At 66.2% G+C, this 25,621-nt stretch carries 21 protein-coding genes and 2 rRNA genes (1 of these 23 only partly in view); 14 read left to right on the top strand and 9 right to left on the bottom strand.

Annotated elements, in window-relative coordinates; translation table 11 throughout:
• The 3 genes from KM176_RS22825 to KM176_RS22815 all read left to right on the top strand — a co-directional run.
• A 23S ribosomal RNA gene (locus KM176_RS22825) occupies nt 1–2,812 on the top strand; it begins 15 nt to the left of the window's first position.
• 81 nt (nt 2,813–2,893) lie between these two features.
• A 5S ribosomal RNA gene (gene rrf, locus KM176_RS22820) occupies nt 2,894–3,008 on the top strand.
• A 150-nt stretch (nt 3,009–3,158) separates the two neighbouring features.
• A complete protein-coding gene (locus KM176_RS22815; protein ID WP_160897006.1) occupies nt 3,159–4,073 on the top strand; it encodes a DMT family transporter in 915 nt (304 codons plus the stop codon).
• Here the strand turns inward: KM176_RS22815 and KM176_RS22810 are convergent.
• A complete protein-coding gene (locus KM176_RS22810; RefSeq protein WP_160897056.1) occupies nt 4,055–4,540 on the bottom strand; it encodes a L,D-transpeptidase family protein in 486 nt (161 codons plus the stop codon). The two genes, KM176_RS22815 and KM176_RS22810, sit on opposite strands and share 19 nt — an antisense overlap.
• Entirely contained in the window at nt 4,540–5,631 is a 1,092-nt protein-coding gene (gene ribA / locus KM176_RS22805; RefSeq protein ID WP_160897007.1) for a GTP cyclohydrolase II, read from the bottom strand. Before ribA ends, KM176_RS22810 begins: the two co-directional genes overlap by 1 nt.
• A 179-nt stretch (nt 5,632–5,810) precedes the next feature.
• On the opposite strand from ribA, the gene KM176_RS22800 reads away from it, so the two are divergent.
• On the top strand, nt 5,811–6,497 hold the full coding sequence (locus KM176_RS22800) for a response regulator transcription factor (RefSeq protein WP_160897008.1): 687 nt from the start codon (nt 5,811–5,813) through the stop codon (nt 6,495–6,497).
• Between the two features lie 391 nt (nt 6,498–6,888).
• On the opposite strand, the gene KM176_RS22795 is transcribed toward KM176_RS22800, so the two are convergent.
• Both KM176_RS22795 and KM176_RS22790 read right to left on the bottom strand, forming a co-directional pair.
• A complete protein-coding gene (locus tag KM176_RS22795) occupies nt 6,889–8,523 on the bottom strand; it encodes a methyl-accepting chemotaxis protein (RefSeq protein WP_160897009.1) in 1,635 nt (544 codons plus the stop codon).
• A complete protein-coding gene (locus tag KM176_RS22790; RefSeq protein ID WP_160897010.1) occupies nt 8,520–8,819 on the bottom strand; it encodes a hypothetical protein in 300 nt (99 codons plus the stop codon). The genes KM176_RS22795 and KM176_RS22790 overlap by 4 nt, the downstream gene beginning before the upstream one ends.
• 123 nt (nt 8,820–8,942) lie before the next feature.
• Here KM176_RS22790 and KM176_RS22785 point away from each other — a divergent pair, with 123 nt between their 5' ends.
• From KM176_RS22785 to KM176_RS22770, 4 genes are all read left to right on the top strand, one after another.
• Nucleotides 8,943–9,731, top strand: a complete 789-nt coding sequence (locus KM176_RS22785) for an exodeoxyribonuclease III (protein WP_160897011.1) — start codon at nt 8,943–8,945, stop codon at nt 9,729–9,731.
• A gap of 223 nt (nt 9,732–9,954) precedes the next feature.
• Nucleotides 9,955–10,872, top strand: a complete 918-nt coding sequence (trxA, locus tag KM176_RS22780; RefSeq protein WP_160897012.1) for a thioredoxin — start codon at nt 9,955–9,957, stop codon at nt 10,870–10,872.
• Between the two features lie 58 nt (nt 10,873–10,930).
• Nucleotides 10,931–11,575 (top strand): LON peptidase substrate-binding domain-containing protein, encoded by a 645-nt coding sequence (locus KM176_RS22775; protein ID WP_160897013.1) that lies wholly within the window; start codon nt 10,931–10,933, stop codon nt 11,573–11,575.
• A complete protein-coding gene (locus KM176_RS22770) occupies nt 11,572–11,772 on the top strand; it encodes a Trm112 family protein (RefSeq protein ID WP_160897014.1) in 201 nt (66 codons plus the stop codon). Before KM176_RS22775 ends, KM176_RS22770 begins: the two co-directional genes overlap by 4 nt.
• Nucleotides 11,773–11,801: 29 nt before the next feature.
• Here KM176_RS22770 and KM176_RS22765 read toward each other — a convergent pair whose 3' ends face one another.
• Nucleotides 11,802–13,016 (bottom strand): FAD-dependent monooxygenase, encoded by a 1,215-nt coding sequence (locus KM176_RS22765; RefSeq protein ID WP_160897015.1) that lies wholly within the window; start codon nt 13,014–13,016, stop codon nt 11,802–11,804.
• An 85-nt stretch (nt 13,017–13,101) separates the two neighbouring features.
• On the opposite strand from KM176_RS22765, the gene KM176_RS22760 reads away from it, so the two are divergent.
• From KM176_RS22760 to KM176_RS22750, 3 genes are all read left to right on the top strand, one after another.
• A complete protein-coding gene (locus tag KM176_RS22760) occupies nt 13,102–14,442 on the top strand; it encodes an amidase (protein WP_160897016.1) in 1,341 nt (446 codons plus the stop codon).
• 119 nt (nt 14,443–14,561) lie between these two features.
• Nucleotides 14,562–15,740: an aminotransferase class I/II-fold pyridoxal phosphate-dependent enzyme gene (locus tag KM176_RS22755; protein ID WP_160897017.1), complete on the top strand. Its 1,179-nt coding sequence runs from the start codon at nt 14,562–14,564 to the stop codon at nt 15,738–15,740.
• A 38-nt stretch (nt 15,741–15,778) separates the two neighbouring features.
• Nucleotides 15,779–19,261, top strand: coding sequence for a DNA translocase FtsK (locus KM176_RS22750; RefSeq protein ID WP_160897018.1), 3,483 nt, complete (start codon nt 15,779–15,781; stop codon nt 19,259–19,261).
• 66 nt (nt 19,262–19,327) lie between these two features.
• Here KM176_RS22750 and KM176_RS22745 read toward each other — a convergent pair whose 3' ends face one another.
• Nucleotides 19,328–19,903, bottom strand: a complete 576-nt coding sequence (locus KM176_RS22745) for a TetR/AcrR family transcriptional regulator (RefSeq protein ID WP_160897019.1) — start codon at nt 19,901–19,903, stop codon at nt 19,328–19,330.
• A 165-nt stretch (nt 19,904–20,068) separates the two neighbouring features.
• Here KM176_RS22745 and KM176_RS22740 point away from each other — a divergent pair, with 165 nt between their 5' ends.
• Nucleotides 20,069–21,283, top strand: a complete 1,215-nt coding sequence (locus KM176_RS22740) for a multidrug effflux MFS transporter (protein ID WP_160897020.1) — start codon at nt 20,069–20,071, stop codon at nt 21,281–21,283.
• A 152-nt stretch (nt 21,284–21,435) separates the two neighbouring features.
• Nucleotides 21,436–22,026 carry a LolA family protein gene (locus tag KM176_RS22735; protein ID WP_160897021.1) on the top strand — a complete coding sequence of 197 codons (591 nt, stop codon included), beginning with the start codon at nt 21,436–21,438 and terminating at the stop codon, nt 22,024–22,026.
• Nucleotides 22,027–22,061: 35 nt separating this feature from the next.
• Here the strand turns inward: KM176_RS22735 and KM176_RS22730 are convergent, their stop codons facing one another.
• Nucleotides 22,062–22,640, bottom strand: coding sequence for a transglycosylase SLT domain-containing protein (locus tag KM176_RS22730; RefSeq protein ID WP_160897022.1), 579 nt, complete (start codon nt 22,638–22,640; stop codon nt 22,062–22,064).
• A 71-nt stretch (nt 22,641–22,711) separates the two neighbouring features.
• A complete protein-coding gene (locus KM176_RS22725; protein WP_160897023.1) occupies nt 22,712–23,593 on the bottom strand; it encodes an AEC family transporter in 882 nt (293 codons plus the stop codon).
• A gap of 99 nt (nt 23,594–23,692) precedes the next feature.
• Between KM176_RS22725 and hspQ the strand changes: the two genes are divergently transcribed.
• On the top strand, nt 23,693–24,019 hold the full coding sequence (gene hspQ / locus KM176_RS22720; protein WP_160897024.1) for a heat shock protein HspQ: 327 nt from the start codon (nt 23,693–23,695) through the stop codon (nt 24,017–24,019).
• Between the two features lie 9 nt (nt 24,020–24,028).
• Here hspQ and KM176_RS22715 read toward each other — a convergent pair whose 3' ends face one another.
• The gene (locus KM176_RS22715) at nt 24,029–25,606 is read right to left on the bottom strand and encodes a gamma-glutamyltransferase family protein (protein ID WP_160897025.1); all 1,578 of its coding nucleotides are present in this window, start codon (nt 25,604–25,606) and stop codon (nt 24,029–24,031) included.
• Nucleotides 25,607–25,621: the final 15 nt, after the last annotated feature.

Here is a 25,621-nt window from a genome sequence, read left to right as displayed (position 1 = left end):
GGGCGTTTGGTGGATGCCTTGGCAGCAAGAGGCGATGAAGGACGTGATACTCTGCGATAAGTCATGGGGAGCTGAGAATAAGCTTTGATCCATGAATCTCCGAATGGGGCAACCCACCTGACAGTTCGATATAATTGCTTCGGCAATTTATATCTGGCTGAACCAGGTACTTCTTACCTGAACACATAGGGTTTGAAGAGCAAACCCGGGGAACTGAAACATCTAAGTACCCGGAGGAAAGGAAATCAATTGATACTCCCCTAGTAGTGGCGAGCGAACGGGGATCAGCCGAGCCGAAAGAGTGACCAGAACCATCTGGAAAGTTGGGCCATAGCGGGTGACAGCCCCGTATGGGAAGCTCAATCGGACGTATTAAGTAGGGCGGGACACGTGAAATCCTGTCTGAAGATCGGAGGACCACCTTCGAAGGCTAAGTACTCCTTGCTGACCGATAGCGAACCAGTACCGTGAGGGAAAGGTGAAAAGCACCCCGACGAGGGGAGTGAAACAGTACCTGAAACCGGACGCCTACAATCAGTCGGAGGCTCCTCGAGAGCTGACGGCGTACCTTTTGTATAATGGGTCATCGACTTGGTCTCACGAGCAAGCTTAAGCCGTTAGGTGTAGGCGTAGCGAAAGCGAGTCTTAATAGGGCGTCGAGTTCGTGGGATCAGACCCGAAACCGAGTGATCTAGGCATGACCAGGATGAAGGTTAGGTAACACTAACTGGAGGTCCGAACCCACACCTGTTGAAAAAGGTCGGGATGAGTTGTGCCTAGGGGTGAAAGGCCAATCAAACTCGGAGATAGCTGGTTCTCCGCGAAATCTATTTAGGTAGAGCGTCATCCGAATACCCCGGGGGGTAGAGCACTGGATGGGTAATGGGGTCCCACAGACTTACTGATCCTAACCAAACTCCGAATACCCGGGAGTACTAGATGGCAGACACACTGCGGGTGCTAACGCCCGTAGTGGAGAGGGAAACAACCCTGACCTCCAGCTAAGGCCCCCAATTCATGGCTAAGTGGGAAAGCAGGTGGGACGACCAAAACAACCAGGAGGTTGGCTTAGAAGCAGCCATCCTTTAAAGATAGCGTAACAGCTCACTGGTCTAATTAAGTTGTCCTGCGGCGAAGATGTAACGGGGCTCAAGCCATGAGCCGAAGCTGAGGATGCCGTAAGGCATGGTAGCGGAGCGTAGTGTGACATAGTTCCATGCGTCCTTATCGGTCTCCGGACCGTATTGGACGCAAGGAGCTTTCTGTGAAGCCGGCCTGTGAGGGATCCGGTGGAGAGATCACTAGCGAGAATGATGACATGAGTAGCGACAAAGAGTGTGAGAGACACTCTCGCCGAAAGTCCAAGGGTTCCTGCTTAAAGCTAATCTGAGCAGGGTAAGCCGGCCCCTAAGGCGAGGCCGAAAGGCGTAGTCGATGGGAACCAGGTTAATATTCCTGGGCCAGTGGGATGTGACGGATCACGACTGTTGTTCGACCTTATCGGATTGGTCGGGCCGCTGAGTGGTTCCTGGAAATAGCCCCACATGAGACCGTACCCTAAACCGACACAGGTGGACTGGTAGAGAATACCAAGGCGCTTGAGAGAACGATGTTGAAGGAACTCGGCAAAATACCTCCGTAAGTTCGCGAGAAGGAGGCCCGGTTCTAAGGCAACTTGGAGCCGGGGGCACAAACCAGGGGGTGGCGACTGTTTACTAAAAACACAGGGCTCTGCGAAGTCGCAAGACGACGTATAGGGTCTGACGCCTGCCCGGTGCCTGAAGGTTAAAAGGAGGGGTGCAAGCTCCGAATTGAAGCCCAGGTAAACGGCGGCCGTAACTATAACGGTCCTAAGGTAGCGAAATTCCTTGTCGGGTAAGTTCCGACCTGCACGAATGGCGTAACGACTTCCCCGCTGTCTCCAACATCGACTCAGCGAAATTGAATTGCCTGTCAAGATGCAGGCTTCCCGCGGTTAGACGGAAAGACCCCATGCACCTTTACTACAGCTTCACACTGGCATCAGGCCAAGCATGTGCAGGATAGGTGGTAGGCTTTGAAGCAGGGACGCCAGTCTCTGTGGAGCCTCCCTTGAGATACCACCCTTGCTTTGCTTGATGTCTAACCGCGCACCGTCATCCGGTGCCGGGACCCTGTGTGGCGGGTAGTTTGACTGGGGCGGTCGCCTCCTAAAGCGTAACGGAGGCGCGCGAAGGTTGGCTCAGAGCGGTCGGAAATCGCTCGTTGAGTGCAATGGCATAAGCCAGCCTGACTGCAAGACTGACAAGTCGAGCAGAGACGAAAGTCGGCCATAGTGATCCGGTGGTCCCAAGTGGGAGGGCCATCGCTCAACGGATAAAAGGTACGCTGGGGATAACAGGCTGATACTGCCCAAGAGTCCATATCGACGGCAGTGTTTGGCACCTCGATGTCGGCTCATCTCATCCTGGGGCTGGAGCAGGTCCCAAGGGTACGGCTGTTCGCCGTTTAAAGAGGTACGTGAGCTGGGTTTAGAACGTCGTGAGACAGTTCGGTCCCTATCTGCCGTGGGTGTAGGATACTTGAGAGGAGTTGCCCCTAGTACGAGAGGACCGGGGTGAACGAACCACTGGTGGACCAGTTGTCGTGCCAACGGCAGTGCTGGGTAGCTATGTTCGGAAAGGATAACCGCTGAAGGCATCTAAGCGGGAAGCCCCCCTCAAAACAAGGTATCCCTGAGGGCCGTGGTAGACCACCACGTCGATAGGCCGGAGATGTAAGTGCAGCAATGCATTCAGTTGACCGGTACTAATGGCCCGATTGGCTTGATCTGAACCAGTAGAAAACAGACCAAGATCAGAAGCACACACTCGGACAACTCAGTTGATTGTATCCCTCAGAGGTTTTTCCTTGGTCTGGTGGTCATAGCACGAGCAATACACCCGGTCCCATCCCGAACCCGGAAGTTAAGTGCCGTCGCGCTGATGGTACTGCGCCTCAAGGCGTGGGAGAGTAAGTCACCGCCAGACCTAGAAAAAACCTCATATACGATGACATAATCAAAACGGCCCCGAGCTTACAGCTCGGGGCCGTTGGCGTTCAAAAGGACCTTATCCCTTGCAACTGCCCCTATTCCACGACCTATGTTGCGGCGTCGGCGACAACGGATTCAGGGCGACATGGCGGATCAGACAACGCGGCAGGTCCTGCCGGAGGGCAATCACCTTGCCGCGGCGGCACTGCTGCTGGTGACCGGGCTGGCCCTGCCGGGGCTGAACGCCATGGTGAAGTATCTCGGCCCCGATTACAGCATCGTGCAGTTGCTATGGCTGCGCTATGCGGGTCATTTCCTGTTCCTGGTGGTGCTGTTCCTGCCCCGTTACGGGCTAGGGCTGTTCCGGACGCGGCGCCCGGGTTTGCAGATGGCTCGCTCTCTGTGCTTCTTCATGGGCTCCATGCTGGTTTTCCTCGGGCTGCAGAGCACTGACATGGCCCTGGCCACCGCCATCCAGTTCACCTCTCCCATCATGGTCACGGCGCTGGCCCCCCTGCTGCTGCGCGAACCGGTGGGGCCGGTGCGCCTCGGGGCCGTGTTGCTGGGGTTTGTCGGAGCGCTGATCGTGGTACGGCCGCAGGCCTCGGGCCTTGCACCCGGAGAAATCCTGCTGCTGGTCTCGGCGCTGACCGGGGCGCTTGGACAAATCCTGTCGCGGCGGCTGGCCGGCCATGATCCGGCCCTGACCTCGACCGTCTACATGGTGGTCCTGGGGTTCGTCATCATTTCGGTGCCACTGCCCTTCTTCTGGCGCTGGCCGGACACGGGGATGGATGCGTTGCTGTTCGCGCTGCTGGGCCTGGTCGGCGGCCTGGGCCACTATTGCCTGCTGCGCGCCTACCAGATGGCCTCGGCCGCCTTCGTGGCGCCGCTGTTCTATTTCCAGATCATCGGCGCGGCGGTTTTCGGCTTCCTGGTCTTCGGCGCATTGCCCGATGCGATGACGCTGCTGGGCTCGGCGGTGATCATCGGCAGCGGGCTGATGATCACCGCGCGGGAATTGCGGCAGCGCCGGCGCCGTCAGACCACCCGGATCTGAGTGCCCGGGCGCAGAATCGCCGCCAGGGCATGCAGTTCGGCCCTGGGCAGGGCCAGGCAGCCGGCGGTCGGGTAATGCGGACGCCGCCATTGGTGCAGGAAGATCGCCGAGCCGCGATGGGGCAGGGGCGGGCGCCGGTTCCAGTCCAGGACGATCACCAGGTCGTACAGCGGATCGGCACGGCGCATCACCTCGTGGCTGACCGGGCAGGGGGCGCGGACCGGGCAATTGTAGGCCGGATCTTCGGGGGCATCACACCACAGGTCGCCGGGGCGGATCGGTCGGGCCCAGGGGGCGGGCCGCGCCATCCGGTCGGGCCGGTAGAGCGTGGCCTCGACGCTGAGCAGGCTGCGCGGCGTGGCGCCGTCGCCCTCGCGCTTGTCCTCGCTTATGCCGCCGCGGCCGATCGCACAGGGATAATGGCGCGTCCCCAGGAACAGGCCCAGCGGGGTCAGTCGCAGCGGGATCACAGCAGATGCCCCGATTTCCGGGCCTTGGTCGCCAGGTAGGCCTGGTTGAAGGGGTTTTCGCCGACCTTCAGCGGCACCCGTTCCGTCACGGCAATGCCGGCCTTCTCCATCATGGCGATCTTGCGGGGGTTGTTGGTCAGCAGCCGGACCGAGGCAAAGCCCATGCGTTGCAGCAGCTCCGCGCCCAGGCGGAAATCGCGCTCGTCATCCTCAAAGCCCAGGCGGTGGTTGGCCTCGACCGTGTCAAACCCCTGATCCTGAAGGGAATAGGCGCGCATCTTGTTGGCCAGGCCGATGCCGCGCCCCTCCTGATTGAGGTACAGCAGCACGCCGGCGCCCTCGGCGCCCATCTGGGTCAGGGCGCCGCGCAGCTGCGGGCCGCAATCGCATTTCAGGCTGCCCATGACGTCGCCGGTGAAACAGGCGGAATGCAGGCGGGCCAGCACCGGCTTGTCGCGCGGCGGCTGGCCGATTTCCATGGCGTAATGTTCCTCGCCGCCATCTTCGGGGCGGAAGACATGCAGGCGACCGGCCTCGGATACCGCCAGCGGCAGGCGGGCCGAAACGACGCTCTGCATGGTGCTGGCCTCTTCCAGCAGCGCCGAGGTCGGCCCGGCAGGCAGCAGCGTCAGGTCGCTTTCATGGGCAAAGCGCATCGGGTCCGCCACCCCCAGCACCAGGACGGCGGGCAGCAGCCGCGCCGACTTGGCCAGTTTCAGCGCCACGCGGTGGATCTGGGCCGAGCCCTCGCGCGCGGCAACCAGCGGCCCCTTCATCGGGTGAACCAGGTCATCTGCGGGATCGGCCAGGGCGCGGATCCAGTCCTGGGTGGCGCCATCGGGCAACGGGATGCGGGCCAGGTCGACATCATAGGGGCGCGCCTTCAGCGTCTCGGCCCGGCGCGCGGTCAGCGTCAGCTCCGCCCGGCCGGGCAGCGCGGTGATGGCCTCCAGCCGCGCCGGCGTCAGCGTTTCGGCCGAGATCACCAGCGCCCCGGTTCCGGCATCGGTCAGCACCACCGGCAGGCCCATGCGCAGATCGGCGCGGGCCCGGGCGATTCGTTCGAGGGTGTCGGGCGCGAGGCTCATTCCGGCGTTCCTTTCGGCGTCCTGCAGGGGCAGGCGGGTGCCTGTACATAAGCGCATCACGTCAGGTTTGAAACATTCTCCGTGAAAGCAACACGTCAGCGTGAGACTTCTGCAGCAAATCTTGTCGAAGCTGCGGGGCGGGCGCATCTCTCTGCCAAGCACAACGGAGACGCAAGAACATGGGACAACTGAAAAAGATCCTTCTGGTCGACGATGACGAGGACCTGCGCGAAGCCCTGAGCGAGCAGCTTGTCATGACCGAGGATTTCGACGTCTTCGAAGCCGGCAGCGGCTCTGAGGCGATGCAGAAGGCCAAGGAAGGGCTGTTCGACCTGGTGATCCTGGATGTCGGCCTGCCCGATACGGATGGTCGCGAGCTGTGCCGGCTGATGCGCAAGCAGGGGGTCAAAAGCCCGATCCTGATGCTGACCGGCCATGATTCCGATGCCGACACGATCCTCGGCCTTGATTCCGGCGCCAACGACTACATGACGAAACCCTTCCGCTTCCCCGTGCTGCTGGCCCGCATCCGCGCGCAGCTGCGCCAGCACGAGCAGAGCGAGGATGCCGTCTTCCAGCTGGGCCCCTACACCTTCCGCCCGGCAATGAAGATGCTGGTCACCGAGGAGGACAAGAAGATCCGCCTCACCGAGAAAGAGACCAACATCCTGAAATATCTCTACCGCTCGACCGAGGGCGTGGTGCCGCGCGACGTGCTGCTGCACGAGGTCTGGGGCTACAATGCCGGCGTCACCACCCATACGCTTGAGACCCACATCTACCGCCTGCGCCAGAAGATCGAGCCCGATCCCTCCAATGCGCGACTTCTTGTCACCGAATCCGGCGGCTACCGACTGGTCGCCTGAGCATTCTGGACTTTCCCCGGAAGCGGGAAAAATGTATGCTCACAGCACGTTCTTTTAGAACTCCCGCCTGTGTCCGGGTTATGACACAGACCTCCCTGTTGGACTGCCCGGGCCTTGTGCCCGGGTTTTTTTGTTCCGATCCCGGCGGAAGGCGCGTTTCCAGAGGAAATCCGGGGGCCGGCCCGTCAAAGCCCCGGGCGTTGCCGGAAGAGGGCAGCGCTTCCCGCAGGGGCAAGATCCCCGCGACGGGCTGCCGGGCGCATCGCCTCCCATTCCCGGTGGGCGACTCCCGCCGGTGGGCGTGTCCGGGGGCGGGGCCCTGCGGGGGCCCCGAATTTCTGTTACCCGCCGCGGCGAAGGCGGATTCCCGCCGTTGTCAGGCCGTTCGGGGTCAGAACTCGGCCCAGTCGTCATCTCCTCCGCCAGAGGCCACCGGCGCGGCATTGGCGACCTGGCGCTTGGCCGGGGCGCGGGCTGGCGGGGCGGCGGCGGTCGGAGTGCGGCTGCGCACGACCTCCTCCCCGGTATGGAAGCGCAGCATCAGCGTGCTCAGCTCCTCCGCTTCGCGGTTCAGGGCGCTGGAGGCCGCGTTGGTTTCCTCGAACATGGCGGCGTTCTGCTGGGTGACCTGGTCCAGCTCCTTCATGGTCTGGTCGATCAGGGTGATGGAAGAACTCTGCTCGTTCGCCGAGGCGGCGATCTGACTGACCAGGCCGGCGACATTGGCGACCGAGTCGGCGATGGTCTTCAGCGCTTCGCCGGTTTCGTTCACCAGGTTCACCCCGCTCTTCACCTGCTCGCCCGAGGTCGAGATCAGCTCCCGGATTTCGCGGGCGGAGGTGGAGGAGCGCGCGGCCAGAGCCCGCACCTCGGTCGCAACGACCGAGAAGCCGCGCCCGGCCTCCCCGGCGCGCGCCGCCTCGACCCCGGCGTTCAGCGCCAGCAGGTTGGTCTGGAACGCGATGTCCTCGATCACCTGGATGATGTTGGAGATTTCCGAGGAACTCTGGGCGATCGAGGCCATGGCATTCACGGTCCGGCGCACGACCTCGTCCGAATCCACCGATTGCTGGCGCGCTTCCTCGGCGACGTTGGAGGCGCTGCGGGCGGCATCGGCCGTGGCCCGCACGTTGGAGCTGATCTCCTGGATGGCATTGGCGGTGTCCTGCAGCGAGGCCGCCTGGCGCTCCGTCCGCTGCGCCAGGTTGTTGGAGGCATTGGCGATGGAATCGGCATCCTCCGACACGGCGCGGGCATTGCGGATCACCTGCTGGACGGTCTCGCGCAGCTCGGTGATGGCGCGGTTGAAATTGTCGCGCAGGGTCTCGTGGGCGGCATCGAAATGTTCGTCGATGCTGACCGAAAGGTCCCTTTGCGCCAGCCGGTTCAGCGCATGGCTGAGGCCGTTGACGACCACCTCCTGCACCCGGGCGACCTCCTGAGCGCGGGCCTGTTCGCGCTGCATGGCGTCGCGGGTGGCGATGCCGGCCTCCGCCATGCGGCTGTCCAGGTCGCGGCGCTGGCGGATCGACATCACCAGGACTGCTGTCTCGACCGCGAGGATCACCGCATGCAGCAGCGTGCGTTCCAGGTTCGCCAGCAGGTCGCCGGCGGGATAGATCAGCCCGGGCAGGACCAGCGTCAGCACCAGATGATGCAGGGCGATCAGCCCGGCACAGGCCAGGATCACCCGGGCATCCGCGATCACCATGGTCACGGCAAGCAGGGCGAAGAACAGCATGTGGCTGTCGATCTGCCAGGGATGCCCGGCCAGCGCTGCGGTGAAGCCGATGGCCTGGCCGGTCAGTCCCAGCCCGAGGAGGATCCGCCCGGGCTTGCTGCCCGAGGCCTGCCCGTAGAAGGCCATTCCCGCCATGGCGAGGCCCAGCACCAGGACGGGCAACGGGTTGTTCCCGACCAGCAGGGCGGCGACCGGGGGCAGCGGCACCAGCGCCACCGTGGCCTGGAAGATCATCTTCATCGCCCGCTGGCGGGTCGCTTCGAATTCGGTATTGCGAGTGCTCATCCGGTTACTCCGCACAGGGACAGGACGGATTCTCCGCCAAGGATCAGGAACGGGCCGGCGGCCCTGAGGCGGGCGCCGAATCCGGGATCCTCGGCCTGCGCGAGCGTGGACACCGGGCTGGAAAGGGGGGATGCGCCGAAGCCGCCGGCCCGGGCGATGGCCGCCGCGCGGTCGGTCCAGGGCGGCGACAGCACCAGGACCAGGCCGCTGTCGGCCGCGGGCAGCGACAGCAGGCTGGCCACGGGCGCTAGGAACGCCAGAGTCAGGAAAGCTGCAAGCGGGCTGAGGAATTGCATCACGGGTCCCCTTTCGGACCTCCGGATACCGCCATTGCATTGCCGAGCGGTTAAATCCCCTCCGTGCTTTCTTTCGCATCTTCCGGATGCTAGGCCATCGGGACCATCCCGCAGGAGAGAACCATGGCCTTCACCCTCGCCACCTGGAACATCAACTCGGTCCGCCTGCGCGAGGCGCTGGTGCTCCAGCTGCTGCGCGACGAGGCGCCGGACGTCCTGTGCCTGCAGGAATGCAAGAGCCCGGTCGAGAAGATCCCGATGGAGGGCTTCCGCGCGCGTGGCTACACGCACATGGTGGCGCGCGGCCAGAAGGGCTACAACGGCGTGGCGATCCTGTCGAAACTGCCGATGGAAGAGGCCGGAAGCGAGGATTTCGCCGCCCTCGGCCATGCCCGCCACATCGCCGGGCGGCTGGAGAACGGCGTGACGGTGCACAATTTCTACGTTCCCGCGGGGGGCGACAAGCCGGACCGCACCATCAACGAGAAATTCGGCCAGAAGCTCGACTACCTGACGGAGATGCGCGACTGGTTCCACGGCAAGCGCCCCGAAAAGGCCATCCTGGTGGGCGATCTGAACATCGCCCCGCGCGAGGACGACGTCTGGAACCACAAGCAGCTGCTGAGGATCGTCAGCCACACGCCGGTCGAAGTCGAGCACCTGGCCCAGGTCCAGGAGGCCGGCGCCTGGGTCGACATCACCCGCCAGGACATCCCCGAGGGCAATCTCTATTCCTGGTGGAGCTACCGCAGCCCGGACTGGGACGCCGCCGACAAGGGCCGCCGGCTGGACCATGTCTGGGCCACGCCCGACATTTCCAATGCGGCACATTCAAGCCGGGTGCTGCGCGCCGCCCGTGGCTGGGCGCAGCCCTCGGACCACGCGCCGGTCTTCGCCAGCTTCGACCTCTGAGACCTGAGGCAGGTTTCATCTTTCCATAAATATGCATTGGCGACGCTGACGCGGGACCGCGGCCGGGGCAGGGGGCTCTGCCCCCGTCGGGCCGAGCCCGACTCCCCCGGGATATTTCCGGCCAGATGACGGGGAACCGGGGCGGCGCCTGCGCATCCCGCTTGGAAAAGCGGGGGCAAGCGTCCATATAGGGTGGCAACGTTTTTCGAAGGGGGCTCTCGCCATGATCGAGCTTGGAACCGGAACGAGCAAGCCCGCCGAGACCGGCGGTTTCGTCAAGGACGTCACCGAGGCGGACTTCATGCAGGAGGTCGTGGATGCCTCCCAGGAAGTGCCGGTCATCGTCGATTTCTGGGCGCCCTGGTGCGGCCCCTGCCGGCAGCTGGGCCCAGCCCTTGAAGAGGCCGTCAATGCCCAGGGCGGCAAGGTCCGCATGGCCAAGGTCAATGTCGACGAGAACCAGATGATCGCCGGCCAGATGCGCGTGCAGTCGATCCCCACCGTCTATGCCTTCTTCCAGGGCCAGCCGGTCGACGGGTTCCAGGGCGCGCTGCCCGGCTCCGAGGTGAAGAAATTCGTCGAGAAGCTGGCCGCGATGGTCGGCGAGGAAGACAACGGCCTGGCCGATGCCGTCGCCGCCGCCGAGGAAATGCTGGCCGAAGGGGCCGCCGCCGATGCGGCGCAGACCTTCGCCGCCGTTTTGCAGGAAGAGCCCGCGAATGCCCCGGCCTACGGCGGGCTGATGCGGGCGCATCTGGCCATGGGCGAGGTCGAGCAGGCCGAGGCGGTGCTGAACGGCGCCCCGGCCGAGATCTCCTCGGCGCCGGAGCTGGAGGCGGCCCATGCGCAGCTCGAGCTTGCGAAGCAGGCCGCCAATGCCGGTCCCGTGGCCGAGCTGCGTGCCCGGGTCGAGGCCGATCCCGCCGATCTGCAGGCCCGCTTCGACCTGGCCCAGGCGCTGCATGCCGCGGGCGAGGTCGAGGCCGCCGTGGCCGAACTGCTGGAGCTGTTCCGCCGCGACCGCGAGTGGAACGAGGCCGCCGCCAAGCAGCAGCTGTTCACGATCTTCGATTCGCTGAAGCCGCAGGATCCCATCGTGCTCAACGGGCGGCGGAAGCTCAGCTCGATGATTTTCGCGTGACGGGCATTTTCGCGTGAGCGGCCTTTCCGGGCGGGGGGGACGGTCTAGGTTTCTGCCCATGATGAAGCCAGCCGATCTGCCCGATGTGATTCCGGTCTTTCCGCTGCCCGGGGCGCTGCTGCTGCCCCGGGCGCGGCTGCCCCTGCACCTGTTCGAGCCGCGCTACCTGGCGATGTTCGAGGATTGCCTGAAGACGCCGCATCGGCTGATCGGGATGATCCAGCCGAACGAGGTGCCGGGCCGAGAGGGGCCGGGGCTCTACCAGATCGGCTGTGCCGGTCGGGTCACCCAGTTCTCGGAGACCGAGGACGGGCGCTACATGATCACCCTGGCGGGGATCTCGAGGTTCCGGCTGGGCGACGAGGTGTCGGGCTTTACCCCGTACCGGCGGTTCCGGGTCGACTGGACCGGGTTCGATGCCGACATGGGCGGGCCGGAGGCCGATCCGAATTTCCGCCGCAGCGCCTTCCTCGACCTGCTGGGCCGCTATTTTGCGGACCAGGGACTGTCGACCGACTGGGAGACGCTGAAGGAGGCCGAGGACGAGCTGCTGATCAACTCGCTCTCGATGCTGCTGAACCTGGATGCGGAAGAGAAACAGGCGCTGCTGGAGGCGCCTTCGCTGAGCACCCGGCGCGAAACGCTGGTCATGCTCATGGAATATGCCCTGCGGGGCGGAGACGGACAGGACATCCTGCAATGAACGACACGCCCGAGCGCGACACCTCTCTTTTCGACCGCCGCATGCTGGAGGCGCTGGTCTGCCCGCAGACTCATGCGACGCTGCGCTACGATGCCGAGGCGCAGGAGCTGATCTCGGAGGCGGCGGGTCTGGCCTTTCCGATCCGCAACGGCATTCCGATCATGCTGGTGGACGAGGCGCGCAGCCTCAAGGCCTGAGCGACCGGCCCTGACGCTGCGCGAAGCCGTCAGCGCATCAGTTCCGGAAGGTCGCCGGTTAGGCCGGCGGCCTCGCGGATGAAGTTCCGGCGCAGGCCGGGCAGGCGGTTGACCAGCCCCAGCCCCAGGTCGCGACCGGCCCTGAGCAGCGGATTGTCGTTCGAGAACAGCTTGTTCGTCAGATCCGTGGTCAGCGCCAGCGTCGCCGTGTCGAAGCGGCGCCATTCCTGATAGCGCAGCAGCACATCGAGCGCGCCGATATCCTCGCCGCGCTCGGTGGCGCGGGTCAGCACATCGGCCAGCGCCGCGACATCGCGCAACCCGGCATTCAGCCCCTGGCCCGCGATCGGGTGCATCCCGTGCGCCGCATCCCCCACCAGCGCCAGCCGCCAGTCGGCGAAGCGTTCGCAGACCGACAGGCCCAGCGGATAGGTGAAGCGCGTCCCGGCAAGCGAGATCTCTCCCAGAAAATCCCCGAAGCGGGGCCGCAGCGCCTCCAGGTATTCGGCCTCGGGCAGGGCGTTGATCGCCCGGGCGGTGGCGGAGCGCTCGCTCCAGACGATGGAAGAGACATTGCCGGGCAGCGGCAGGATCGCCAGCGGGCCCGGCGGCATGAAGAACTGATGCGCGATGCCGTTATGCGGCTTTTCATGGGCGATGGCGCAGACCAGCGCGGTCTGGCCGTAGTCCCAGCCATGGCGGCGGATGCGGGCGCGCAGGGCGGTGCCGCTTTTCTTGCCGTCGCAGCCGACCAGAACGCGCCCCGACAGCACCGCGCCCGAGCCCAGCGTCACCTGCGCCAGGGTCGCGGACGTTTCCTGCGCGATCACCGTCTCGCCCTGGATCTGGGTGATCAGCGGTTCGGCCTCCAGCGCCTCCAGCAGGGCGCGGCGCAGGTAGCGGTCTTCCAGCATGTAGCCCATCGGGCCTTCCTCGATCTCGGCATGATCGAAATGCAGCCAGAACGGAGAGGCCCCGGCGCCGGGGTGCCCGTCGGAGACCTTGATCTCCAGCATCGGCTGGGCGTGGTCGCGGACCGCGTCCCAAAGGCCGATGGCGCGCAGCAGGCGCATGGAGGCGAGGGCCAGCGCATAGGCGCGCCCGTCGAAATCTGCCTCTGTCCGCGTCGCGGCGGGCAGGCTGTCGATGATGGTGCTGCGCAGCCCCGCCTTGGCGGCGGCAAGCGCGAGCGCCGGGCCGTTCAGCCCGCCGCCGACGATCAGGAGGTCGCTTGGGTGTTCCATGGCGCAAATATGCCCGCGCGACCGGGATTGTCCATGCGCCGCAGCGCCGCTAGCTTCCGCGCAACACGTAACGAAAGGGCGCGCGATGCAGGACTGGCAGAACAAGGGTGTGACGGAGCTGGGCGAGGCCATCGGTCGCGGAGAAATCGACCCGGTGGAGCTGGCGCAAAGCTATCTGGACGCCATCGCGGCGCATCCCGAGGCGGATCGCATCTATGCCCGCACCACGCCCGAGCGCGCCCTGGCCGAGGCCAAGGCCGCCGCCCAGCGGGCGAAACTGAAGACTCGGCGGCACCTGCTGGACGGTGTGCCGCTGTCCTGGAAGGACCTGTTCGATTCGGCGGGCACCGCGACCGAGGCCGGATCGGCCCTGCTGGAAGGCCGGGTGCCCGACACCGATGCCCGGGTGCTGCGCAATGCCTCTCAGGCCGGCACCGTGTGCCTGGGCAAGACGCATATGTCGGAGCTGGCGTTTTCGGGCATCGGGCTGAACCCGGTGACGGCGACCTCTCCCAATATCAACGATCCCGAGGCGGTGCCGGGGGGCTCTTCCTCGGGGGCGGCGGCTTCGGTGGCCTTCGGGCTGGCGCCGGGCGCCATCGGCTCGGACACCGGGGGATCGGTGCGCATTCCGGCGGCCTGGAACGATCTGGTGGGCTTCAAGACCACCTCGGGCCGGATCAGCCTGGACGGGGTGCTGCCGCTGGCCAAGCGCTTCGACACCATCGGCCCGCTGGGGCGCAGCGTCACCGACTGCGTGCAGATGCTCTCGGTGCTGGAGGGGCGCCCGGCGGCGGACCTGCGCGGGGTCTCGCTGAAGGGGATGGTCTTCGCGCGGCTCGAAAGCGTGGTCTTCGACGACATCCGCCCGGAACCGCTGGCCGCCTACCAGGCGGCGGAAGAGCGCCTGCGCGCCGCCGGTGCGACCATCGTGCCCGTCACCTCGGCGGCGCTGGAAGAGGCGATGCCGCTGGCCGCCTATCTTTTCGCATCAGAGGGTTACGGCCTCTGGAAGGACGTGATCGAGGCCGCGCCCGACAAGATGTTCCCCGAGATCCTGAAGCGTTTCCGTGGCGGGGCAGGGGTCAGCGCCCCGGATTACATCGCCGCCTGGGAAAAGCTGGAGGGGCTGCGCAAGCTCTGGCACGCGCAGGTCGCGGGTTATGATGCCGTGCTCTGCCCGACCGCACCGATCCTGCCGCCCAATGCCGCGCGGATGCTCTCGGACGAGGACTACTACGTGACCGAGAACATGCTGGCGCTGCGCAACACCCGGGTCGGCAACATGATGGGTCTGCCGGCGGTCACCCTGCCGACCCGCGCGGCTGGTGGTACGCCCTCGTGCGGAATTCTGCTCATGGGGCGGCCTTTTGCCGAAGAAAATCTCGCCAGGGTTGCCCGTGGCGCGGAAATTGCGTTGTCCTGACGCAACTGGGGGGCGCGCAAACCCCGGCCCCGTCCTCCGCAATGCTGGACGGGGCATTGTGCCTTGCGATAGGGTGATGCATCAACGGGGCGCAACGACCCCGGATCAGAGGCAGTCCTATGTTTCCAGAGCGGTTTTCGACCCTCCCGGAATATGCATTCCCACGTCTTCGGACCCTGCTCGACTCGGTCGAGCCGGGTGGAGATGTCATGCATATGACCATTGGCGAGCCACGCCACCCCTTCCCGCAATGGGTGGGCGGCGTGCTGGCCGACAATGTCGCGGGATTCGCGAAATACCCCGCCAATGATGGCACCCCCGAGCTTCTCGGGGCGATTTCCGACTGGGCAGGGCGGCGCTACGGCGTCAATCTGGACCCGGCCAGCCAGATCATGGCGCTGAACGGCTCCCGCGAGGGGCTCTACAACGCCGGCATGGCGCTGCTGCCCGAGAGCAAGCGCGGCAAGCGGCCCGTGGTGCTGATCCCGAACCCGTTCTACCAGGTCTACATGATCGCGGCGATCTCAGTCGGGGCCGAGCCGGTCTTTGTGCCGGCGACGAAGGAAACCGGCCATCTGCCGGATTACGCCTCGCTGCCCGAAGAGATCCTGGAACGCACGGTTGCGGCCTATCTCTGCACCCCGGCGAACCCGCAAGGGGCTGTCGCGAAAGAAGATTACTGGAAGGACATTCTGGCGCTGGCCGAGAAGCACGACTTCCAGGTCTTCGCCGACGAATGCTATTCCGAGGTCTACCGGGACGAGGCGCCGCTGGGCGGGCTGACCATGGCCGAGCGTCTGGGCGTCGATCCCGAGCGGGTCGTGCTGTTCCAGTCGCTGTCCAAGCGTTCGAACCTGCCCGGGCTGCGCTCGGGCTTCGTGGCGGGCGGGCCGCAGACGATCCGCCGGATCCGCCAGCTGCGCGCCTATTCCGGCGCGCCGATCCCGAACCCGATCCAGGCCGTGTCCGCACGGCTCTGGGCTGACGAGGCGCATGTGGAGCATTCCCGTGCGCTCTATCAGGAAAAATACGCTGCCGCCGCAAAGGTGTTCAGCGGTCTCCCGGGCTACGAGACGCCCGAGGGGGGCTTCTTCCTCTGGCTGCCCGTGCAGGACGGCGAGGAAGCGGCGATGAAACTCTGGCGCGAAACGGGCATCCGCGTGTTGCCCGGCGCCTATCTCAGCCGAGACGTCGAGGGCACGAATCCCGGCGCCGGCTATATCAGGGTCGCAATGGTGGCCCCGTGCGAGGAGATGGTGGCAGGCCTCCAAAGGCTGCGGCACTGCCTCTTCGAATAGGCAGGCAGACAGGCAAATGAACAGGAGCAGGCGAAGCAATGGCATTCCAGAGCAAGGGACGTGATCCTCTCTTCGACAGCTCGGTAAGAGAGACGCTGGAGCGACGGGGGCGCGAGCTGATCGGCATTGCCGCTCTGGTCTTCGGACTGGTCTTCGCCGTGCTGATCCTAAGCTATGCGCCGCAGGACCCGTCGTGGATGTCGTCCTCGGACGCACCGGTGCAGAACTGGCTGGGCCAGTTCGGGGCCTCGATCGCGGCGCCGGTGATGATGATCCTGGGCTACGGCGCAGTGACCATCGCCGGTTTCGCGCTGGTCTGGGGCGCGCGCTACACCATCCACCTGGCCGAGAACGGCCCGGTCAACCGGCTGATCTTCTCGCCCATCGCGGTGGTGCTGGCCTCGATCTACTTCGGCACGCTGACCCCGCCGCACGGCTGGGGCGGCGGCTTTGGTCTGGGCGGGCTGTTCGGCGACACCGTGCTGGGCGCCCTGCTGCTGGTGATCCCGCTGCCCGTGGGCGCGTCGGTCAAGCTGTTGTCGCTGATCGTGGGGCTGGGGGCCGGTGCGATGTTTCTCTATGTCGCGGGCTTCACCCGCGAGGAAGGCCGCCGGCTGTTCCGGCTGGCCCTGATCGGGCTGGTCATGGCCTATGTGCTGGTGCTGAAGCTGGCGGGGCGCGGGGCAACCGGTGCGCTTGGCGCGGCCAGCTCGGCCGTGGAACGGCGCCGGGAACGGGCCCGTTCGCGCGACGCGCTGGCGGCGGTGCATGAGGATGCCGATGCCGTGGTCTGGGACGACGAGGACTGGGATGTCGAGGGCAGCTCGGACCCCGAGGCGGACCGCTACTGGGCCGAACGCGCTGCCCAGCAGGCCGAGGAACGCACCGCGCGTCCCTCGCGCGTGCTGCGCGCCGAACGTCCCGAGGCGCCCGCAGTGCCGGCCTATCGTCCGGAACCCGCCGTGGCCTCCGGCGCCGCCTGGCAGCAGCCCGAGCCCGAAGAGGCCCATGCCTATGCCGAAGAGCCCTACGAGGACGATTACGACGATTACGCGGAGCCCGAACCCGAGCAGCCCCAGCGGGGCGGCCTGCTGAGCCGCCTGCCGGGTTTCTCGCGCCGCAGCAGCCCGTCGGAGGCCCCGGCGGCCTTCGAGCATGACGACGAATTCGACGACGACGACCGCATCAAGGCCAAGATCGCCAACGTGGTGCGCTCGCGTGCCGGGCGTGGCGGCATGGCCAGCCGGTCGCTGGTGCCGCCGGCCCCGCCGGTCAGCAACAGCGCCCGCGCGGTCCGGCCCCGTGGCCCGGCGCCGCTGATCCTGCCGGAACGTCGCGAACCGCCGCTGCATGCCCAGCCGCGCAGCGAGCCGCCGCTTTCGGCGCCGCCGGCTGCGGCCCGTGCCGCCGTGCCGCCCGCCCCCGAGGCCTACCGCAGCGCTCCGGTGGCCCAGGCGCCCGTTGCGCCCCAGGCCGCGGTCGTGCCGCCGGCCCCCAGCTTCCTGCAGACAGAGCCCGCCGGCTATGGCGCCCCGGAAGCGCCCCAGGCCACCCCGGAATTCGATCTGCGCGGAGGTCAGGACGCCTACGAGGTCTTCGAGGACAGCCGCAGCTGGGACGAGGCGCCCGAAGCCGATCACTTCGTGCCCCCCGAGGAGCCGCCGCTCTACGCCAGCCGGCCCGATGTCAGCTTCGTGCCCGAGGATCCGGAGGACGATCTGCCGCCGCGCCCGCTGCTGCGCGACGAGACGGCCGGTGACTTCCGCCCCGAGACCTTCGAGGAAGAGGACGACGACGAGGATGGTTACATGCCCCAGGGCATGGGGCAGCCGGTGACGCCGGCCGCCCCGGTGGTGCCGCAGGCGCCGCGCGTGGCCCCCCCGGCCCCCTCCCCTGCCGCCCGCCGGCCGGTGGAAACCGTGGCGCGGGCCTCGGTCGCGACCTCGCCCCGGGCCTCGCTGGAACAGCGCGCGCCCGCCGGCATCACCACCTCGATCGCCGATGATTACGAGCTGCCGCCGCTGCACCTGCTGTCCAGCCCCGACTCGATCCAGCGCCACTACCTTTCGGACGACGCGCTGGAAGAGAACGCCCGGATGCTGGAATCGGTGCTGGACGACTACGGCGTGAAGGGCGAGATCGTCAGCGTCCGCCCCGGTCCCGTCGTCACCATGTACGAGCTGGAACCGGCGCCGGGCCTCAAGGCCTCCCGCGTGATCGGCCTGGCCGACGACATCGCGCGCTCCATGTCGGCGCTCTCGGCGCGGGTTTCCACCGTGCCGGGCCGCTCGGTCATCGGGATCGAACTGCCGAACGAGAACCGCGAGATGGTCGTCCTGCGCGAGATCCTCGCGGCGCGCGACTTTGGCGATACCGCCAAGAAGCTGCCGCTGGCCCTTGGCAAGGACATCAGCGGCGAGGCGGTTGTCGCCAACCTCGCCAAGATGCCCCACCTGCTGATCGCCGGGACCACCGGCTCGGGCAAGTCGGTGGCCATCAACACCATGATCCTGTCGCTGCTCTACCGGCTGACCCCGGAAGACTGCCGTCTGATCATGATCGACCCGAAGATGCTGGAACTGTCGGTTTACGATGGCATCCCGCATCTGCTCTCTCCGGTCGTCACCGATCCCAAGAAGGCCGTCGTGGCCCTGAAATGGGTCGTCGGCGAGATGGAAGAGCGCTACCGCAAGATGTCGAAGATGGGCGTGCGCAACATCGACGGCTACAACTCCCGCGTTCAGGAGACGCTGGACCGGGGCGAGATGTTCTCGCGCACCGTGCAGACGGGCTTTGACGAGGAAACCGGCGATCCGGTCTTCGAGACCGAAGAGATCCAGCCGGTGAAGATGCCCTACATCGTCGTCATCGTCGACGAGATGGCCGACCTGATGATGGTTGCGGGCAAGGAAATCGAAGCCTGCATCCAGCGTCTGGCGCAGATGGCGCGGGCCTCGGGCATCCACCTGATCATGGCGACGCAGCGTCCCTCCGTGGACGTGATCACCGGCACGATCAAGGCGAACTTCCCGACCCGGATCTCGTTCCAGGTGACCTCGAAGATCGACAGCCGGACCATCCTTGGCGAAATGGGCGCCGAGCAGCTGCTGGGCATGGGCGACATGCTTTACATGGCGGGCGGTTCGCGGATCACCCGTTGCCACGGGCCCTTCGTGTCGGATGAGGAAGTCGAGGAGGTGGTGAACCACCTCAAGGCCTTCGGTCCCCCGGACTATATCGGCGGCGTGGTGGAAGGCCCCGACGACGACAAGGCCGACGATATCGACGCGGTGCTGGGGCTGAACACCGGTGGCAACACCGGCGGCGAGGATGCCCTCTACGATCAGGCGGTTGCCATCGTGATCAAGGATCGCAAGTGCTCGACCTCCTACATCCAGCGCAAGCTGGCCATCGGTTACAACAAGGCCGCCCGCCTGGTCGAGCAGATGGAGGACGAGGGCGTCGTCAGCCCCGCGAACCACGTCGGCAAGCGCGAGGTTCTGGTGCCCGAGCCGCAGTAAGGAGGGCACCCTTTGAAGAACGCGAAACGGCGGGGCAGGGCCCCGCCGTTTCGCGTTTCGGGAGGGTCAGGGGGCGAAGATCGCGGCGGCGATGTCGCGGGCGGTGTCTTCGTCCAGCGGCAGGCCGTTCAGCAGCCGGTACCAGAAGGCGCCGTGGATGAAGGCCGAGAGCATGCGGATGTCGCGCCCGGCGGGCAGTTCCCCGGCGCTCTGGGCGCGCGCCAGAAGGGCGGTGACGATCTCTTCGCGGGGTTCCACGAAGCGGGTGCGCAGGGCCTCGCGGAAGGCCGGGTCCTCCTGCGCGGCGGCGATCAGGCTGCGCAGCGTCGTGCCATCCAGCGCCAGGTGGCGAAAGATCCCGTGCAGGAAGTCCCGCAGCGCCGCCTGGGCGGAACCGGCACGCGCGGGATCGGGAAGCTGCACCAGCCCCTCGGTGTCGTCGGTCAGCGCCTCCAGCACCAGGTCGGCCTTGGAATGCCAGCGGTTGTAGAGCGACTGGCGCGACACGCCGGCCTCGGCGATCAGCGCCGAGATGCTGACATCGCGGTAGCCGCGTTCGCGCACCAGCTTCAGCGCCGCCCGCTTCAGCTTTTCGTCCACTTCGGCGCTGCGGGGCCGGCCCACTGCCTTCTGATCGCTCATGCACATCCTTTCGTGCAGGAAAGACTCCCGCTGCCCCTAGTTTTTAGACTGCGGTCTGCTAAATGTCTGCTGACTGTCCTCTCCCCTGACAGCCTTTGCGCCACCCGGCCGATCCGGATTGTTCCGGCCGGGTGGCGCACCGTCCGACCCTACAGGAGCCGCGCCATGCCGGGAACCCGAAGCCCCGCCGTCAACATTCCATTGATCACCGCCGTGCTGGCGCTGCTGTCGGTGTTCCCGCCGGTGGCGACGGACATGTACCTGTCGGCCATGGGCGACCTGTCGGAGGCGCTGAACGCCAGCGCCTCGGCAACCGAGATGTCGCTGTCGCTGTTCTTCCTCGGTCTTTGTGTCGGCCAGCTGATCATGGGGCCGCTGATCGACGGCTACGGGCGCAAGGGGCCGCTGCTGGTCGGGGCGGCGCTGTTCACGCTGACCTCTGTGGGGCTGCTGGTGGTGCGCGATGTCACCGTCTTCAACACGCTGCGGGTGCTGCAGGCCATCGGGGCCTGTGCCGGCATGGTGGTGGGCCGCGCCGTGGTCAACGACCTGATGGAGGGCCGGGCTGCGGCCAAGATGATGACGGTGCTGGTGATGCTGATGACCATCGGCCCGATCGCCTCGCCGTTCCTGGGCAGCCTGCTGCTGACCGCCTTCGGCTGGCAGTCGATCTTTGTCGCCATGGTGCTGGTGGGCGCAGTGGCGCTGGTGCTGGCCAAGGTGATCCTGCCCGAGACCCTGCCCGCCGAGGCCCGCACGCCGGCACCCTTCCGCGCCGCCTTCGGGCGCACCGGAGAGCTGCTGCGCCGCCCGGGCTTCCTGTCGGTGGCGCTGATCGCGGCGCTGGTGCAGGGGGCGATGTTTGCTTTCATCACCGGCTCTTCGGGGATCTTCCAGGGCGTCTTCGGGCTGGGCAGCATGGAATACGGCCTGGTCTTCGCGCTGGTGGCGGTGGCGCTGGTGGTCTTCGGGCAGCTGAACAGCCTGCTGCTGAACCGCTACGAGCCGCGCCGCATCGTCTCGGTCGGGCTGCCGGTCTTCGTGTTGGCGGGCGTCGCATTGCTGGTGGTGTCCGGGACCTCGCAGCTTTGGGTCTATGTGGTGCCGCTGTGGGTCGCCATCGGCATGGTCGGCCTGCTGAGCGCCAATGCCATGTCGATCGCCATGGAATCCGGGCGCGGCGCGGCGGGGCTGGCCTCGGCGCTGGTGGGGGCGATCCAGTTCGGCGTCGCCTTCCTCGATTCCTCAGCCGTTGCCATGGCGGGCAGCGACCGGACTCTGCCGATGACGCTGGGGATCCTGCTGCCGGGGGCGCTGGCGCTGCTGCTGTGGCTGCGGGTGATGCGCCGCGAGGCCGCCGGTGCGGGCGCGCGGGCCTGACGCGGGAGGGGGGCGCTGCCCCCCGGGCCTGACGGCCCTCCCCCCGGCATATTTCCGGAAAGATGAAGGGGCGGCGGGAGTTCGCCGGAACAGGGGGCGGGGCCCATGCGTTGGGACTGGAACGGATCCCCGACGGAGATTACATCCTTTCCATGAAACGCCTGCTCCGCCTGATGGCCCCGGTTGCCCTTCTGTGTTCCCTTGCCCTGCCGGCTTCGGCCGAGATGCTCTCGCTCGGGCAGATCTCCCAGTATCTGAACGGTTTCACCACCGGATCTGCGAAATTCTCTCAGCTGAACGAGGATGGCACGATCTCGACCGGGACGCTCTATATCAAGCGTCCGGGACGGATGCGGTTCGAGTATGATCCGCCGAACAAGGCGCTGGTCCTGGCCAGCGGCAGCGCGGTGACGATCTACGATCCCAAGGCCAACGGCGCCGCCGAGACCTATCCGCTGTCGAAGACGCCGCTGGGCATCATCCTGCAGAAGAACGTCGACCTGTCGCGCTCCAACATGGTGACGGACCGCCATTCCGAGGGCGGCGATACGGTGGTGCGGGCGCAGGATCCCGAACATCCCGATTATGGCTATATCGACCTGGTGTTCTCTTCCAGCCCGGTGGCGCTGCGGCAATGGGTGCTGCATGACGCCTCGGGCAGTGTCACAACCGTCGTGCTGAACCAGCTGAAGACGGGCATGACGCTGAACAATGCGATGTTCATGGGCGGGGGCGGCAACTGAGGCCGCCCGCCCGCCCCGGATGACATGCAGCGGCGTTACATGCAGTAGCGCAGCTGGCTGTCGTAGAGTGCGGCGCGGATGTTGACGCGCTGCGCCACCGACAGCAGCCAGGATTTCTTCAGGTAGCTGCCGCGCGCATAGCCGGTGCGGCCCTCGTGATAGGCCAGGTACTGGGAGCGCGCATCGTCCAGCCGGATGCCCAGCTGCAGCGTCGATTGCGCCATGTACCAGCCCATGAAATCGGCGGCATCCTTGATGTCGTTGCGGCGCGCGAAGCGGCCGCCCTCCCGCTCCTGGTATTCATCCCAGGTGCCGTCCAGTGCCTGGCTGTAGCCATAGGCCGAGGTCTGGCGCCCCATGGGGATGATGCCCAGCACGTATTGCCGCGGCGTGCGCGCATTGCCGACGAACTTGCTTTCCTGGTGCATGACGGCCATCAGCACCGGCACCGGGACGCCCCAGCGGCGTTCGGCGCGGGCGAAGGCGCGCTTGTAGTTGGGGCGCTCGGCCAGGATCGCGCAGGCGTCGTCCAGCTGCCGCGGCGGGACCTTGTCCCGTCCGCCGCAGGACGCCACCGCCAGCACGATGAGGAGCGCGGCCAGCATTCTGCTCATATGTCTATTGCCTGTGTTCTGCCTGTTTTTTCGCAAATGTAGTCGAAAGCCACCGGCCAGCAAACAGAAAGCTAGAGCACCAGCGCCAGCAGGAGGGGAATGGCCAGTACCGACATCAGCGTGGAGATCACCACCAGCCCCGCGACGGCATCGGAATCGGCGCCATATTTCTCGGCCAGCAGGAAGGAGGTCACCGCGACGGGGGTGGAAATCTGGATCACCAGCACCGCGAAGGCCACCGGATCCAGGCCGAAGGCGCGCCCGGTGCCCCAGGCAACCGCCACGCAGAGCAGGTATTTCAGCAGGCTGAGGCCGGTGGCCAGCTTCATCTCTCCGGGGCGCAGCCGGGCCACGGCGACGCCCAGGGTGATCAGCATCAGCGGGATCGCGATCTGGCCCACCAGTTCAAGCGCATGGGTCACGAAAAGCGGCGTGTGCCAGCCCTGCGACAGGAACAGCCCGCCCAGCAGCGTGGCCCAGAGCAACGGCTCCTTCAGGGCGCGCACCAGCGATCCGCCGCCGGCGACGACCCAGATGCCGAAGGTGAAGCTCCAGATGGCCATGATGGCGAAGACCACCACCGCATAGCCCAGGCCCGCCTCTCCGAAGGCGAACATCGCCACCGGCAGGCCCAGATTGCCGGTATTGCCGAAAATCATCGGCGCCAGGTAACTGCGCATCGGCAGGCGCGTCAGTTTCAGCACGAGTGCTGCGATCACGGTCAGCACCCCGTAAGCCACCACGGCGGCAAGCGAAATCGCTGTCAGCGCCGCGGGGTCGACCTCTGTCTTCATCAGCGCCGTGAAGATCAGGCAGGGAACCGACAGGGTCATCGTCAACCGGGTGACGAATTCGACCTTGTACTCATGCCCCGTGCGCACCCATATGTAGCCGATTGCCGCCAGGATGAAGACGGGGGCAACGATCTGAAGCACGGTCAGGAAAAGGCTCAAACGGGAAACCTCGGGGGCTTTGAAATGATCGGAAATAGGCCGGGATTGGACAATCCCCGGGATTTGACGTTAAAAGTGGGCAGGATGAGCTGCAAGACGATGCTGACTGCGAGAGCCAAATACAATCTGGGCCAGATCGTGCGCCACAAGAAACATGCCTTCCGGGGCGTGGTCTTCGACGTCGATCCCGAGTTCTCGAACACCGAGGAATGGTATGACTCCATTCCCGAGGACAGCCGTCCGCGCCGTGAACAGCCCTTCTATCACCTCCTCGCCGAGAACGACGAGAGCTACTACATCGCCTATGTCTCCGAGCAGAACCTCGAGGTCGACTATTCGGGCGAGCCGGTGGACCATCCCGACGTGCCCGAACTGTTCGGCGCCTTCGAGGATGGCGCCTACATGTTGCATTTCCAGATGAACTGACGGCTACATTCAGTAGCCGACAGCACAGCCATCCTTGCGCGGATCCGAGCCTGCCTCGAGCATGCCATGGGGGTGGATGCGGATCGCCTGGGCGCCGCCGATGGGGACCTCGGGGATCTCGATCTGGTGGCCCATGGCCTCCAGCTCATCCAGCACGCCGGGGGCATAGCCGCGTTCGATGGTCAGCCGGCCGTCCTGCGGGAAACTGCGCGGGGCGTCGATCGCCTCCTGCGGGGTCAGGCCGTAGGTCATCAGGTTGGTGACGAAGCGGGCGTGGCCGGCGGCCTGATAGGCGCCGCCCATGACGCCGAAGGGCAGGTCGGGGCTGGCGCCGGTGCTGGCCAGCATGCCGGGAATGATCGTGTGCAGCGGCCTTTTGCCGGCGCCGTATTCGTTGCGGTGGCCCGGCGTCAGGGTGAAGCCGCAGCCGCGGTTGTGCAGCAGCAGGCCGAATTTCTCGGTCCCGATGCCCGAGCCGAAGCTGTGGAACACCGAATAGATCAGCGAGACCGCCATGCGGTCGCGGTCCACCACGGTGATGTAGACGGTGTCGCGATGCGGTTGGCCTTCGGGGATGGTCAGGGCGGGCTGGGCGCGCCTGGGGTCGATCCGTGCAGCCAGGGTGCGGGCATAGTCCATGTCCAGCATCCGCTCCGGATCCGCCTGGCGGGCATCCGACAGGAAATGGTTGCGCGCGTCATAGCCCAGCTTGACCGCCTCGGCCTCCAGGTGGGCACGGGCGGCGCCGAAGGGGGCCAGGGCCTCCAGGTCGAACTGCGCCAGGATGTTGAGGATCAGGATCGCCGTCGCGCCCTGGCCGTTCGGTGGATGCTCCAGCAGGCGGGCGTCGCCGTAGCGTCCCTCGACCGGGGTGGTGCGTTCCCCGGCAACGGCGTGGAAATCCTCGGCGGTGTGGCAGCCGCCATAGCGTTTCAGGGCTGCCAGCATGTCCTCGGCGGCCTCGCCCTCGTAGAAGGCGCGCGGGCCTTCGGCGGCGATACGGCGCAGCAGGGCGGCCTGGCCGGGCAGGGCAAAGCGGTCGCCCACGCTGGGCGCCTTGCCGCCGGGCAGGAAGTGGCGGGCGCCGACCGGGTCCAGCGCGCCCTGGTCGCGCTTCCAGTCGAAGGCGGCGCGGGCATGGACCGGCACGCCGGCCTCGAAATAGGAAATGGCGGGGGCGATGACCGCATCCAGCCCCTTGCGGCCCCAGCAGCCGGACATGGCGGCAAAGGCCGCGACGGCGCCGGGCAGGGTGACGGCCTCGGCGCTTTGCAGGCCGATCTGGGTGATCCCCCGGTCCCGCAGCGTCTGGGCATCGGCCCCGGCGGGCGCCCGGCCCGAGCCGTTGTAGCCGATCACCTCATCCTGGCCGGCGGGCTTGATCAGGGCAAAGCAGTCACCGGCCAGACCGCACATGGCAGGTTCGCAGACTCCCAGGGCAATGGCCCCGGCCAGGGCGGCGTCCGTGGCATTGCCACCGCTTTTCAGCATGTCCAGCGCGACCTGCGCGGCAATCGGATGCGAGGTGGCGACCATGCCGTTCTCGGCCCAGACGGGCGAACGCCCCGGCAAGTGGAAATCGCGCATGTCATCCTCCGTTGC

The organism is Pseudooceanicola endophyticus (genome assembly GCF_018760365.1).
Taxonomy (GTDB): Bacteria; Pseudomonadota; Alphaproteobacteria; order Rhodobacterales; family Rhodobacteraceae; genus Pseudooceanicola; species Pseudooceanicola endophyticus.
The sequence above is the reverse complement of the archived record's forward strand: the minus strand, read 5'-3'. Positions and strand labels throughout refer to the sequence as shown.